Raw genomic sequence first — 13,390 nt, forward strand, 5'->3', positions numbered from 1 at the left:
GCCCCGTGCCGGCCGGAGACTCAGCCCGCCTCGCGGCGGTACGCCTCCGCCGCGACCGCGAGGTCCTCCCAGGCCATTCCGACACTCTTGAAGAAGCGCGGCCGGTGGGCCGGCACCGGAGCCGTGCCGTTCACCAGCTCGGCCAGGTTCCACAGGGTGTCGGCGCCGGTGATGCCCGCCATCAGCAGGTCGCCGGCCTCCCGCAGCGCCACCGAGCGGGCCTCCACGTAGAGCGCGGACCGGGCGACCAGCACCTCGTCCACCTCCCGCGCGTCCACCTCGTGCGAGCCGACCGCCGCCACCGCCGCGTGGTCCGGGACGAGCGCGCCGTCGAACAGCGGGGTGCGCGCGGTGGTGCAGCAGACCACCAGGTCGGCGTCGGCCACGTCGGCCGGGGTGCCGACGACGGCCGCCACCCCGCGCGCCCGGGCGTACCGGGCCAGCGCCTCGGCGGGCTGCTCGCTGCGGGCGACCACGGTCACCCGGGTCAGCGGGCGGACGGCGAGCAGCGCGTCCAGGTGGCCGTAGGCCTGCGGGCCGGCGCCGAACAGCACCAGGTGCCCGGCCCGCGGCACCGCCAGCCGGTCCAGCGCGACGGCGGTGACCGCGGGGGTGCGCAGCGAGGTGAGCGCGATGCCGTCGAGCAGGGCGAGCGGCTGCAGGGTCGGACCGTCGAGCAGCAGGTAGCTGCCGGTGATCCGGGGCAGCCCGACGGCCGGGTTGGCGGGGGCGACCCCGGCGATCTTCACCCCGGTGTACCGGGCGGAGGCGGCCGGCATCATCAGCAGTTCCCCGGCGGGCACCGGCACGGCCGAGCGGGCCGGCGCGGCCTCCGGGTCCAGCCCGTCGCGCAGCACCTGTTCGATCGCCCCGGCCGCCTCGGCGGGCGTCAGCCAGACGGGGGCCGCGGCGAGGACCTCCGCCGGGCCCGGCACGGCGGGCTGGAGCGGCTCAGCCGCCGCGCCGGGCGCGTCCGGGGGTGACACGGCGGCCGGCGCCGTCCCCGTTCCCCCGCTCACAGCAGGAACCCCGTGCCCAGGGTGTCCTGCGGGTCGAGCACGAAGCGGTGCTCGCCGGTGCGGTGCGCGGTGCCGGTCACCTCGGTGACCACGCCGTCGCCCCACGGGTCGCCGCCGGCCAGCACCCGCCCGCCGAAGACGGTCCCGACGATCGACTCGTGGCGCAGCTCCTGGCCGGGCGCGAGCCGGCCCTCGGCGGCCAGGACCGCCAGCCGGGCCGAGGTGCCGGAGCCGCAGGGCGAGCGGTCGATCTGGCCGTCCGCGAAGACGGTGACGTTGCGCTGGTTCACCCCGCCGTCCTCCGCGGGGAGTTCCTCGTGCAGGATGACCCCGTAGACGCCCGAGAGGCGCGGGTCCACCGGGTGGCGCACCGCCGGGGAACCGGCCAGGGCGGCCCGGATCTCCCGGCCGATCGCGGTGAGTTCGGGCAGCTGCCCGAGGCTCACCGAGAGGCCGAGCGCGGCGGCCGGCACCGAGGCGTAGCAGGCGCCGGAGTGCGCGACGGCCACCTCGACGGTGCCCCGGGAGGTCTCCACCGGCAGCTTCAGCTCGCTCACCCAGGAGGGCACGTTGCGGAACGTCACCCCGGTGGTCCGCCCGGCGGCCCGGTGGACCAGCGCGGTGACCCGGCCGGACGGCACGTCGATCCGCACCCGGGCGACGCCGTAGTCGGGCGCCGCGACCAGTCCGGAGTCGACCGCCCAGGCGCCGAGCGCGATGGTGCCGTGGCCGCAGGCGGTCGAGTAGCCGTCCTTGTGCCAGAACAGCACGCCGAGGTCGGCCTCGTCGTCGTCCGCGGGCACCAGGAAGCCGCCGTACATCCCGGCGTGGCCGCGCGGCTCGCGGGTGAGCAGCTGCCGGACGTCGTCCAGCGCGCTCGGCCGGGGCGCGGTCGCGGTGCCGCCGGAGCCGATCGCGATGGCGCGGCGCTCGGCGACGCTGTCACCGGGGATCACCGGTGCTCCGGCGACGACGATCCGGAACGGCTCCCCGGCGGTGTGGTAGTCGACGGTGTCGATGTGCAGGGCCTCGGCAGCGGCGGCGGGTTGCGCCGTCATCAGGCACCCCCGGCCGGCAGCAGGGTGACGGTGCGGCCCTGGGTGTAGAAGTCCAGCGCCGCCTGCCCCTGCTCGCGGGCGCCGTGGCTGGCGCCCTTGGCGCCGCCGAACGGCAGGTGGAAGTCGACGCCGCTGGACGGCGCGTTGACCCGGATCATGCCCGCGTCCAGCCGGTCGGCGACGGCCAGCGCCGCGTCCAGGTTCCGGGTGTGCACCGAGGCCGCCAGCGTGTACGGGGTGTCGTTGGCGAGCGCGATCGCCTCGTCGAGATCGGCCGCGGCGTGCAGCACGGCGATCGGGCCGAAGAACTCCTCGCGGCGCAGCGGGTGGTCGTCCGGCACCCCGGTGACCAGGGTCGGGTCCAGGAACCAGCCGTCCCGCTCGGGCACGCCGCCGCCGGCCAGCACCTCGGCGCCGGCTTCCCGGGCGGAGGCGACGGCCGCGGTGATCTCGTCCCGGGAGGCCGCGCTGATGACCGGGCCGCAGGCGGTGTCGTCGACCTCGCCGAGCGCCTTGACCAGCGCGGCGCGCAGCGGCTCGTAGGCCGCGCCGACCGCGATGACCCGGCTGGTGGCGGTGCACTTCTGCCCCGCGTAGCCGGCGATCGCCGCGGCGACGTGGGCGGCGGCCTGGTCGAAGTCGGCGTCCGGCAGGACGAGCGCGGCGTTCAGCCCGCCGAGTTCGGCCTGCACGGGGATGCCGCGCTCGGTGGCGGTGCGCACGACCTGCCGGCCGACCCCGGTGGAGCCGGTGAAGGAGACCACGTCGGCCGCGGCGACCAGGGTGCCGCCCTCGGCGCCGCCGCCGGGCAGCACGGTGAGGACGCCCTCGGGCAGCCCGGCCCCGGCGATCAGCTCGGCCAGCCGCAGCGCGCAGCCGATCGCCTCCGAGGAGGGCTTGAGGACGACGCTGTTGCCGACGGCCAGCGCCGGGGCGGTCTTCCAGCAGGGGATCGCCAGCGGGAAGTTCCACGGCGTGATCAGCCCGGCGACCCCGTACGGGCGGCGGCGGGTGAGCAGCAGGCCGGGGCCGCCGGCGGTCTCGTGCACCTCGCCGGTGGCCGCGAACGGCGCCTGGGCGTAGTAGCGCCAGATCGCGACGGTGCGGGCGACCTCGCCGCGCGCCTCGGCGATCGGCTTGCCGACCTCGCGCACGACCAGCTCGGCCAGCTCCTCGGCGTGCGCCTCGATCGCCTCGGCGATCCGGGTGAGCGCGGCGGAGCGTGCGCCGGCGCCGGCGGCGAGCCAGCCGGGCTGCGCGGCCCGGGCGCGGGCGACGGCGGCCTCGACGGCTTCGGTGCCGGGGCGGGGCGCCTCGGCGACGAGGTCCGCGGGGTCGGCGGGGTTGTACGAACGGATCGTCACTTCGGTGAGCCCTTCGGGGGATTCGACGGGGTCGGGACGGGAACGGGGGGCGGGAGCAGGGGGGAGGGACGGACGCGACGGGGTCAGAGCAGGAAGCCGGCCGGGAACGGGTCGGCGGGGTCGAGGAAGTACTGGGCGGTGCCGGTGACCCAGGCCCGTCCGGTGACGGTCGGCACCACCGCGGGGCGCCCGGCCACCTCGGTCTCCTCGACCAGGCGGCCGATGAAGGTGGTCCCGATGAAGGAGTCGTTGCGGAAGTCCCGGTCGAGCGGCAGCTCGCCGCGCGCGTGCAGCTGGGCCATCCGGGCCGAGGTGCCGGTGCCGCAGGGCGAGCGGTCGAACCAGCCGGGGTGGATGGCCATCGCGTGCCGGGAGTGCTCGGCGGTGGAGCCGGGGGCGAGCAGCTGGACGTGGTGGCAGCTGTGGATGGACGGGTCCTGCGGGTGCACCGGGCGGTCCGGGCCGGCGTTGATGGCCTCCATCAGGGCCAGGCCGGCGTCCAGGATGTCCTGCTTGCGCTCCCGCTCGAACGGCAGGCCGAACTCGGCGAGCGGCAGGATCGCGTAGAAGTTGCCGCCGTAGGCGAGGTCGTAGGTCACCGTGCCGTGGCCGGGGACCTCGATCTTGCGCTCCAGCGCCTCGGAGTAGGACGGCACGTTGCGGATGGTGACCGCCTTGGCCGCGCCGTTCTCCACCGCGACGTCCGCGACCACCAGACCGGCCGGGGTGTCCAGCCGGACGGTGGTGACCGGCTCGACGACCGGCACCATGCCGGTCTCCACCAGCACGGTGGCCACGCCGATGGTGCCGTGGCCGCACATCGGCAGCAGGCCGGAGACCTCGATGTAGAGCACGCCCCAGTCGGCGTCCGGCCGGGTCGGCGGCTGCAGGATGGCGCCGCTCATCGCGGCGTGGCCGCGGGGCTCGTACATCAGCAGCGTCCGGAAGTCGTCCAGGTGCTGCTGGAAGTGCACCCGGCGCTCGGCCATGGTGGCGCCGGGGATGACGCCGAAGCCGCCGGTGACGACCCGGGTGGGCATGCCCTCGGTGTGCGAGTCGACGGCGTGGAAGACGTGACGGCTGCGCATCTGCTGACGCTCCGTGGGGTGGTGGGGTGAGGGTGGGGTGGACGGGTCCGTGCCCCGGTGGGCGGGTGTCCGGTGGGGCCGGCTGCCGCCGCAGCCGGCCGGTCCGGACACCGGAACCACGTCGTACGGGTCAGGCCAGGCCCTCGGCCAGCGCCTTCTCGGTGGCCGCGCGGACGGCCGCCTCGATCTCCGGGGTCAGCGGCAGGCGCGGGGCCCGGGTCGGACCGCCGGGGCGGCCGGCGATGTCCATGGAGAGCTTGATCGCCTGGACGAACTCGGTCTTGGAGTCCCAGCGCAGCAGCTGGTGCAGCGCCTTGTACAGCGGCAGCGCGGTGCCCAGGTCGTGGGCGACGGCGGCCTTGTACAGCGCGACGCTCGCCTCGGGCAGCGCGTTCGGGTAGCCGGCGATCCAGCCGACGGCGCCGGCCAGGGCCAGCTCCAGCAGCACGTCGTCGGCGCCGATCAGCAGGTCGAGGCCGGGGGCCAGCTCGGCGATCTCGTACGCGCGGCGGACGTCGCCGGTGAACTCCTTGACCGCCACGATCGAGCCCTCGCCGTGCAGCTCGGCGAGCAGCGACGGGACGAGGTCGACCTTGGTGTCGATCGGGTTGTTGTAGGCGACGATCGGCACGCCGGCCTTGGCGACCTCGGCGTAGTGGCCGCGGACGGCGTCCCGGTCGGCGCGGTAGGCGTTCGGCGGCAGCAGCAGGACGGAGCCGGCGCCGGCCTCGGCGGCCTGCTCGGCCCAGCGGCGGGACTCGGCGCTGCCGTAGGCGGCGACGCCGGGCATCACCCGGGAGCCGTCGCCGGCCGCCTCGACGGCGACCTCGACGACCTTGGCCCGCTCCTCGGGGGTGAGGGTCTGGTACTCGCCGAGCGAGCCGTTGGGGACGACGCCGTCGCAGCCCGACTCGATCAGCCAGCGGACGTGCTCGGCGTAGGCGTCGTAGTCGACGGAGAGGTCCGGGCGCAGCGGGAGCGTGGTGGCGACCATGATGCCGCGCCAGGGCCGGGTGGTGTCGTGCGGGGTCTGGGACACAGGTGACTCCTTGGTGAGGTGTGACATTTTATTAGGGAGCGCGCGGCGGAGACAAGAGTCCCCGCCGGACGATTTCGGACAGACCCGGCGGGCCGCGCCGGCGGGCCGGGCGGGCCCGGTCCTCGCGCGACCGGGCCCGCCCGGGGCTCTCAGTCCTCGCGGTCCTGCTCGGCCGCGAGCTGCCCGAGCGGAACGGGGCAGGAGAACGGCCTGCTGTCCGCGCGGGACTCCTCCGGGACGGCGCCGCCGCCCGCCAGGCAGGCCACCGCGGGACCGCACATCCGGCCCTGGCACCAGCCCATTCCGGCCCGGGTCAGCAGCTTGACGGTGCGCGCGTCGCCCGCGCCCAGCTCGTCCACCGCCTCGCGGATCCGCCCGGCCGGGACCTCCTCGCAGCGGCAGACGTCGGTGTCCTCCCGCAGCCACTCGGTCCAGCCCGGGCCGGGCCGGTGGGCGGCGGCCATCAGCTCGGCGAAGGCCCGCAGCCGGGAGCGCCGGCGCAGCAGCGCGGTGCGCACCGGCCGGCCGGCCACCGCGTGCGCGGCCAGCTCGCCCTCGGTGATCGCCAGGTCGGCGCCGCCGACCCCACAGGTCTCGCCGGCCGCCCAGAGCCCGCGGACGGTGGTCCGCAGGCGGGCGTCGACCGCGAGTGCGGCCGTCCCGTCGGGCGTGGTGCGGGTGGCCGCGCCCAACTCGGTGGCCAGCTCGATCTGCGGGACCAGGCCGTGACCGACGGCGAGCGCGTCGCACTCGATCCGCCGCCCACTTCCCGGTACCGGACGCCAGGCGGCGTCCAACCGGGCCACCGTGACGGCGGTGACCCGGTCCGTTCCGTGCGCCTCCACGACCGCGCTGCGCGGGCGCAGCCGCACCCCGTGGCGCAGCAGCGCGGAGCCGTGCCCGGCGCCCTCGACCAGCTTGGCCGGAACGGCGGCCAGCACGCCGGGGCGCCGGGCGTAGCCGAGGTACGCGGTGGCCTCCACCACCGCGGGGACCTCGGCGCCGGCGGTGACCAGGGAGGAGGCCGCCGCGAGCAGCAGCGGGCCGCTCCCGGCCACCACGATCCGCCGGCCGGGCAGCACCAGGCCGGCCTTGAGCATGGCCTGCGCGCCGCCGGCGGTGACCACCCCGGGCAGCGTCCAGCCGGGGAAGGGCAGCTGCCGCTCGTACGCGCCGGTGGCGAGCAGGACGGCGGCGGACCGGACGGTGGCCCGGTCGTCGGCGTCCGGGCCGGTGGTGGCGTGCAGTCGCCAGTCGCGCTCCCCGGCGCGCTCCAGCGCCCACACCTGGTGGCCGGCCAGCAGCTCGACGCGGCCGGCCGCGCGGTGGGCGGCGAGCCGGTCGGCGAGGCCGGTGTAGACGGACCAGCCGTGGTGCAGCCGGTCGGGGCGGGCGGCGCCGAGGCCGGGGGCGGGGTGGCGGTAGTACTGTCCGCCGGTGCTCCGGCCGGCGTCGACCAGGGCGCAGCGCAGCCCGAGGTCGGCGGCGGTCACGACGGCGGCGAGGCCGGCCGGGCCGGCACCGATCACCGCGAGGTCGTAGGGGCGCGGACCGCCGGGCAGGGGCTCAGACGTCGAGGTCGGCACGGCCGTGGCCCTCCTGGGTGGTGACGGTGGTGCCGGGCTCGGCCGGCACCAGGCAGGTGCGCTGGTTGGGCCGCCCGTCGACGGTGGCCAGGCAGTCGAAGCAGGCGCCGATGCCGCAGAACGCCCCGCGCGGCCTGCCGCCGACCCGGGTGGTGCGCCAGGCCAGCACGCCGTCGGCCCACAGGGCGGCGGCGACGGTCTGCCCGGGCAGCGCGGGCACGGGCCGGCCGTCGAAGTCGATGGTGTGCGCGGGCCCGGGTTCGGCCCGGACCAGCTCCGCGGGGGTGCGGCTACGGCGCATGGGTGGGGGTTCTCCGTTCAGCTCATGAGCCGATCGTGGGGTTGTCGGCCTCGGCCGGAGGGTCTCGGCCGTCGTCGTCGGCCGTCGTCCTCGGCGGGAGGCTCAGGCGTCGGCCCCGGCGTCGTCCTCGTCCTCGGCCGGGAAGCGGTCGGCCCGGAACGGCGCGAGGGCCAGGTCGGGCTCCTTGCCGGTGAGCTGCTGGGCGATCAGCAGCCCGGTGGCCGGGGCCAGGCCGATGCCCGCGCCCTCGTGGCCGCAGGCGTGGTACAGCCCGGGCACCCGGGGGTCGGCGCCGATCGCGGGCAGGTGGTCCGGCAGGTAGGGGCGGAAGCCCCGGTAGGCGCGCATCACGCTCATCCCGGCCAGCACCGGGAAGAGCGCGGCCGCCTGGGCGGCCAGCCGGTGCACCACCTCCACCGAGAGCGTCCGGTCGAAGCCGACCCGCTCGCGGCTGGCGCCGATCAGCACCGGCCCGCCGGGCGTGCCCTCGACCACGGCCGAGGTCTGCAGCGCGGCGGAGCCGCTGGCGACATCGGCCACGTAGTCGGCGGCGTACACCTTGTGCCGCACGATCCGCGGCAGCGGCTCGGTGACCAGCACGAACCCGCGCCGCGGCAGCACCGGGAGGTGGACGCCGGCCAGCGCGGCCAGCTCACCGCCCCAGGTGCCGGCGGCGTTGACCACGGCGGCCGCGTCCAGCCGTCGCCGCTCGGTCTCGACGCCGCGCACGGCGCCGTCGGCCCCGAGCCGCACGGCCCGCACGGCCTCGCCGGTGTGCAGCCGGGCCCCGGCCCGGCGGGCGGCGCGCAGCAGGTGGGCCGCGGCCAGCGCGGGCTGGACCTGGGAGTCCTGGGGGTAGTGGAAGCCGCCGGCCAGGCCGGGCGCGAGGTGCGGCTCCAGCTCGGCCAGCCGCTCGCCGGGGATCTCCTCGGCGACGACGCCGACCGTCCGCTGCCCGGCCGCGAAGGCGCGCAGCGCCTCCTGGCGGGCGGGGGTGCCGGCGACCACCAGGCCGCCCTTCGCCTCGTACTCGACGGCGGCGCCGAACTCGTCGGAGAGTTCGCGCCACAGGCCGGCCGAGTACAGGGCGAGGTCGAGCTCGGGGCCGGGCTCCTTGTCGGAGACCAGCAGGTTGCCCTCGCCGGCGCCGGTGGTGCCACCGGCGACCGGACCGCGGTCGACGACGTCGACGGCGAGGCCGGCCCGGGCGGCGTAGTACGCGCAGGCGGCGCCGACGACGCCGGCACCGACCACCACGACGTCGGGGAGTCTCTGGGAGTGGGACACATCAGTAATATGTCACATGCCATCGATACTGCCAAGACCGCCCGCCCGGAACGGACGAAAGGCACCGAAAAGCCCCGGCCCGCCGCTCGGAAGCGGCGGGCCGGGGCTCGCGGGTTCAGCTCGTCGGCCGGCTCAGGTGATGTCGTCCATCTGCTCGTGGCGGGCGGCCGGCACCTGACCGGAGGCGCTCGGCGTGCTCGACGCCTCGATCGCCTCGGCCTCGGCGACCGGCGCCACCGCGAGGTCGACGTGCGAGGCCTCCTCGTCGCTCAGCGCGAGGTCCGGGTTGCGCCGGGCCTTGCGCCGGTCGTTCAGCATCGCCACCCCGACCGCGATGAAGTACAGCGCCCAGATCGGCGCGGCCAGCGCCAGCATGCTCAGCGGGTCGGCGCTGGGCGTCGCGAAGGCGGCGAACACGGTGATGCCCATCACCATGCCGCGCCACCAGCGCAGCAGCCGCTTGCCGCTGACGATGCCGGTCATGTTCAGCATGATCAGCAGCAGCGGGAACTCGAAGGCCAGACCGAAGACCAGCACCAGCCGGGTGGCGATGTCGAAGTAGTCCGCGGGCGGCAGGATCGGTGTGGTGTCCTCCGGCGTGAACGAGAGCAGCACGTCGACGGTCAGCGGCAGCAGCGTGACGGCCAGCCCCACACCGGCCAGGAACAGCGGCGCGCCGCAGGCCATGAAGATGACCGTGTACTTGCGCTCGTGCTTGTGCAGGCCCGGCGCCACGAACGCCCACAGCTGGTACAGCCAGACCGGGACCGTGGCGACCACACCGGCCGTCAGGGCGACCTTGAGCATCCAGTTGAAACCCGCGGTCAGACCGATGGTCGAGACCTCCGCACAGCGGCCCGTGGGCGCCGCGAGGAACTCCGGTGTACACCGCTGGATCGGCTTGAGCAGCAGCGTCTCGATCTGCTTGTGGAAGATCAGCGCGATGATCGTGAACACCACGATCGCCAGGACCGACTTGACCACGCGGTTCCGCAGTTCCCGCAGGTGGTCGGCGAGGGCCATCCGTCCCTCGGGATCCTTGGGCGTCCTCGACGCCTTGGTGAGCTTGCTCAACCCCGGTCCTCAACTCGTGCGTCGAGGCCCGCCGGTCGACGGGCCTCCAGTGGTCGCGCGTGCCGCGCGCTCAGCGCGCCCCGCCGTCCGGAGCGGACTGCCCGGTGGGCTGCTCGGCCACCGGACGGGCGGTCGCGGACGCGCCCGGGGCGGACTGGATGGTCCTCGCCGCAGCGCCGTCGGCCGCCGCCGGGGCGGGCGGGGCCGGGGTGTCGGCGGCACCGTCGGTGCGCATCGCCTTCGTTTCGCTCTTGAGGATCCGTGCCGACTGGCCGAGCGAACGCGCCAGCTCCGGCAGCCGCTTGGCGCCGAAGAGGACAATGGCAATGACCGCGACCAGGAGGATCGCGGTGAACGAGACCCGCATGCTCGACCACCTTCAGTCTCGGCGGCACCGACCGGCCGCCCGCTGCGGGGATGGTAACCGCTGCGGATGACGCCCTGACGACGGCCGCCCGAACAGGACAGCGGCCCCCGTTCGCGCTCAGGAGCCAACTGAGAGCGTAACGCGCCCCTGCCCCCGAGCAGCAGTCCCCGGTACCCCCGTTCCGCGTTCCCGCAGGGTCCGCCCGGTCAGGAGCGGCCCACCGCCGAGGCCGCGAGGTCCCCGGCCGCCTCGGCCAGCGCCCGGGAGGCGGCGTCCACGCCCTTCGCCAGCGCCCGCACGTCCAGCCAGAGCCGGACCGCGAGGACGCCGAGCACCAGCAGGCCGGCGGTGGCGAGGAGGACGGCGGCGACGAGCATCCAGGACATGTCCCCCACCTTAGGCCCTCGGCGCCGGCCCCCCGCTCACCCCTCGGCGGGCACCAGCCGCATGGTCCGCACCCCGGCCCCGGTCAGCGCCGCGACGATCTTCTCCCCGGCGGGCTTGCGCACCGCCGCCCCGCACAGCGGGCACCCGAAGCTGTAGTGCGCCTGCGCCGCCGTGCGGCCGAACGTCAGGCGGAACGCCTCGACCGGCAGCTCCACCTTCTCCCGGCACTCCGAGCAGTACACCTTGAATCTGGTACCGGGCTCCACGGCTCAGACCAGCCCCTCCCCGTAGTGCGCCAGCGCCTCCAGCGCCGCCGCCCGCGCCTGCCCGGCCAGCTCCGGCGGGGAGACGATCCGCCCGTCGCGGCCCAGCCGCAGCGCCAGCGGGCGCAGCTGCGAGGGGTCGGCGCTGCGCAGGGTGATCCGCAGTCCGCCGTCGGGCAGTTCCTCGGCCCGGTCGTGGGTGTAGTACTCGGCGACCCAGCGCCCGCCGGAGGAGACCTCGACGACGACCTCGGGATCGTCGGCGGAGGGGTTGACCAGCCCGCCGGAGAGGTCGCGCGGCTCGCGCTTGGGCGGGTCGGCGGGGACGTCCAGGACCCTGATCTCGGCGACCCGGTCGAGCCGGAACATCCGGTGGTCCTCGGAGGTCCGGCACCAGGCCTCCAGATAGGTGTGCCCCTCGGTGAGCAGCCGGATCGGGTCGACCTCGCGCTCGGTCATGCCGCCGCGGCCGTGCGAGTAGTAGCGCAGCCAGAGCCGGCGCCCCTCGCTGAGGGCACGGTCGATGTCCGCGAAGACGTGGCTCTCGGCCTCGAAGGTGACGCCGACCCGGGCGCTGCCCTCGGCGCTCTCCCCCGCCGCGTTCTCGATCTTGGCGACGGCCCGGGTGAGCGCCTCGCGGTCGCCGGCCCGCAGGCCGGGCAGGCCGGCCACCGCGCGGGCGGCGACGAGCAGCGCGGTCGCCTCGTCGGCGGCCAGCCGCAGCGGCTGGGCGACGTCGTCGACGTTGTGCCACCAGATCCGCTCGCCGTCGGTGTCGATGTCGAGCAGGTCGCCGCCGCGGAAGCTGGTGCCGCACATCGGCAGGACGTTGAGGTCGCCGATCAGTTCGCGCTCGCTGATGCCGAAGGCGCGGGCCACCTCGGCCACCTCGGCGCCGGGGCGCTCGCGCAGATAGGTGACCAGCGAGAGCATCCGCCGGGTCTGGTCGATCGCGTTGCTCATGCCCGCACACCCTCCACCACACTGCCGGCCACCGCGCGCAGCCGGTCGATGACGTCGGCCCGCAGCTCCTCGGGGCCGACCACCAGCACGTCCGGCCCGAACTCGGCGAGGTCGGCGCCGAGCCCGTTGCCGTACGGGATCTCCAGCTCGTCCCAGCTGTCGTCGGCCCGCCGGGTGGTGACCGCCTTGGTGCGCAGCGGGAAGCCCGTGCCGCGGCGGACCCGGACCACGGCGGTCGCGGTGGCGCCCTCGCCGGCGAACTTGGCGACCGTGGCGCGGACGTCGACGTGCTCGGGCACGGTGCCCAGGAAGGCGCCGGAGCGGGCCCTGACCTTGCCGGTGATCCGGCTGAGCCGGAACACCCGGGCGTCCTCGCGGTCGCGGTCCCAGCCGGCCAGGTACCAGTGGCCGCGCCAGCACTCCAGGGCCCAGGGTTCGACACTGCGCTGCTCGGCGGCGGCGGCGCCGGCCTTGCGGTACTCGAAGGTGACCGGGCGGCGGTCGCGGGCGGCGGTGAGCAGCGGTTCGAAGGCGGCCTCGCGCGCCGGGATGCGCGGTTCGAGGGCGGGGCGGCGCTCGGTCTCGGTGAAGGGGATGCCGGCGGCGCGCAGCTTCTGGAGCGCGCCGCTGGCGGCGCCGCTCATCTTGGCCTGCTGCCAGACCCGGGCGGCGAGGGTGAGCGCGGCGGCCTCCTCGGCGTCGAGGGCGATCTCCGGCAGGCGGTTGCGGTCGGCGCGGGCGAGGTAGCCGAGTTCGCCGTCGAGGGCGTTCTCGTCGACGTCGATGACCAGTCCGAGTTCGCGCAGGTCGTCCTTGTCCCGCTCGAACATCCGGTTGAAGGCTTCCTCGCTGCTGTTCTGCCAGGCTTCGCGGTAGGCCTCGATGGACTCCCGCAGCTCCTTCTTGGAGAGCGGACGTCTGGTGTTCATCAGGCACAGGGCGAGATTCATCAGCCGCTCTGCCTTGGCGATCGCCATCGCTGACCCTTCCGGTGTGCCGCGCAGCGCGCGGGGTTGCGCCCGCCGGGGCGTCGTGGACCCGGCGGGACCGACCGTACCGGTAGCGGTACGCACTGCAAAAGCCGAGTCCGGGAACACGTGGGGCCGCACCCCGGGGTCGGGGTGCGGCCCTGGCGATCAGCGTCCTCAGACGGAGATCAGGTCGACCACGAAGATCAGGGTCGAGCCCGCCGGGATGAGCGGGCTCGGCGACTGGTTGCCGTAGGCCAGGTGCGGCGGGATGACCAGCTCGCGGCGGCCGCCGACCTTCATGCCGGCGACGCCCTGGTCCCAGCCCTTGATGACCCGGCCGCCGCCGAGCGGGAACTTGAAGGTGGAACCGCGGTTCCAGCTGGCGTCGAACTCCTCGCCGGTCGCGTAGGTCACGCCGACGTAGTGGACCTCGACGACCTGGCCGGGCTTGGCCTCCTCGCCGGTGCCGACGGTGATGTCGCGGATCTTCAGCTCGGCCGGCGGGTCGCCGACCGGGAAGTCGATCTCGGGCTTGCTCACTAGTGCCTCATCTCACGGTTGGTTCGTTCCATGACCAAGCGGCGGGCGCCCGCACCCGGTCCGTTCCCGGACCACGGTACGGG

General features: G+C 75.6%; 15 protein-coding genes. All 15 read right to left on the reverse strand.

Features of this window, described 5'->3' with window-relative positions; genetic code table 11:
* Window positions 1-20: 20 nt before the first annotated feature.
* The 15 genes from ACFXAM_RS24145 to ACFXAM_RS24215 all read right to left on the reverse strand — a co-directional run bounded on the left by ACFXAM_RS24145 (window position 21) and on the right by ACFXAM_RS24215 (window position 13,307).
* Window positions 21-935 carry an ornithine cyclodeaminase family protein gene (locus tag ACFXAM_RS24145; protein WP_380294328.1) on the reverse strand — a complete coding sequence of 305 codons (915 nt, stop codon included), beginning with the start codon at window positions 933-935 and terminating at the stop codon, window positions 21-23.
* A gap of 80 nt (window positions 936-1,015) precedes the next feature.
* Window positions 1,016-2,077, reverse strand: coding sequence for a proline racemase family protein (locus tag ACFXAM_RS24150; RefSeq protein ID WP_380294315.1), 1,062 nt, complete (start codon window positions 2,075-2,077; stop codon window positions 1,016-1,018).
* Entirely contained in the window at window positions 2,077-3,441 is a 1,365-nt protein-coding gene (locus tag ACFXAM_RS24155) for an aldehyde dehydrogenase family protein (RefSeq protein WP_380294316.1), read from the reverse strand. Before ACFXAM_RS24155 ends, ACFXAM_RS24150 begins: the two co-directional genes overlap by 1 nt.
* 83 nt (window positions 3,442-3,524) lie before the next feature.
* Window positions 3,525-4,529: a proline racemase family protein gene (locus tag ACFXAM_RS24160; protein ID WP_380294317.1), complete on the reverse strand. Its 1,005-nt coding sequence runs from the start codon at window positions 4,527-4,529 to the stop codon at window positions 3,525-3,527.
* 130 nt (window positions 4,530-4,659) lie between these two features.
* On the reverse strand, window positions 4,660-5,523 hold the full coding sequence (locus ACFXAM_RS24165) for a dihydrodipicolinate synthase family protein (protein ID WP_380294329.1): 864 nt from the start codon (window positions 5,521-5,523) through the stop codon (window positions 4,660-4,662).
* A gap of 194 nt (window positions 5,524-5,717) precedes the next feature.
* The gene (locus ACFXAM_RS24170) at window positions 5,718-7,154 is read right to left on the reverse strand and encodes an FAD-dependent oxidoreductase (RefSeq protein ID WP_380294318.1); all 1,437 of its coding nucleotides are present in this window, start codon (window positions 7,152-7,154) and stop codon (window positions 5,718-5,720) included.
* A complete protein-coding gene (locus tag ACFXAM_RS24175; protein ID WP_380294319.1) occupies window positions 7,135-7,455 on the reverse strand; it encodes a (2Fe-2S)-binding protein in 321 nt (106 codons plus the stop codon). Before ACFXAM_RS24175 ends, ACFXAM_RS24170 begins: the two co-directional genes overlap by 20 nt.
* Window positions 7,456-7,557: 102 nt before the next feature.
* Complete coding sequence (locus ACFXAM_RS24180) at window positions 7,558-8,742, reverse strand: NAD(P)/FAD-dependent oxidoreductase (protein WP_380294320.1); 1,185 nt, start codon at window positions 8,740-8,742, stop codon at window positions 7,558-7,560.
* Between the two features lie 132 nt (window positions 8,743-8,874).
* Window positions 8,875-9,765 (reverse strand): twin-arginine translocase subunit TatC, encoded by an 891-nt coding sequence (tatC, locus tag ACFXAM_RS24185; RefSeq protein WP_380294330.1) that lies wholly within the window; start codon window positions 9,763-9,765, stop codon window positions 8,875-8,877.
* Window positions 9,766-9,886: 121 nt separating this feature from the next.
* Window positions 9,887-10,183 carry a Sec-independent protein translocase subunit TatA gene (gene tatA, locus ACFXAM_RS24190; protein ID WP_380294321.1) on the reverse strand — a complete coding sequence of 99 codons (297 nt, stop codon included), beginning with the start codon at window positions 10,181-10,183 and terminating at the stop codon, window positions 9,887-9,889.
* Between the two features lie 206 nt (window positions 10,184-10,389).
* Window positions 10,390-10,569, reverse strand: coding sequence for a hypothetical protein (locus ACFXAM_RS24195; protein ID WP_380294322.1), 180 nt, complete (start codon window positions 10,567-10,569; stop codon window positions 10,390-10,392).
* A 36-nt stretch (window positions 10,570-10,605) separates the two neighbouring features.
* Window positions 10,606-10,812 carry a hypothetical protein gene (locus ACFXAM_RS24200; RefSeq protein ID WP_380294323.1) on the reverse strand — a complete coding sequence of 69 codons (207 nt, stop codon included), beginning with the start codon at window positions 10,810-10,812 and terminating at the stop codon, window positions 10,606-10,608.
* A gap of 27 nt (window positions 10,813-10,839) precedes the next feature.
* Complete coding sequence (locus tag ACFXAM_RS24205) at window positions 10,840-11,796, reverse strand: helix-turn-helix transcriptional regulator (protein WP_380294324.1); 957 nt, start codon at window positions 11,794-11,796, stop codon at window positions 10,840-10,842.
* Complete coding sequence (locus ACFXAM_RS24210; protein WP_380294325.1) at window positions 11,793-12,773, reverse strand: helix-turn-helix transcriptional regulator; 981 nt, start codon at window positions 12,771-12,773, stop codon at window positions 11,793-11,795. Before ACFXAM_RS24210 ends, ACFXAM_RS24205 begins: the two co-directional genes overlap by 4 nt.
* Window positions 12,774-12,941: 168 nt before the next feature.
* Complete coding sequence (locus ACFXAM_RS24215) at window positions 12,942-13,307, reverse strand: FKBP-type peptidyl-prolyl cis-trans isomerase (protein ID WP_344321862.1); 366 nt, start codon at window positions 13,305-13,307, stop codon at window positions 12,942-12,944.
* Window positions 13,308-13,390 lie beyond the last annotated feature (83 nt).

The organism is Kitasatospora sp. NPDC059462, assembly GCF_042749955.1.
Lineage (GTDB): Bacteria > Actinomycetota > Actinomycetes > Streptomycetales > Streptomycetaceae > Kitasatospora.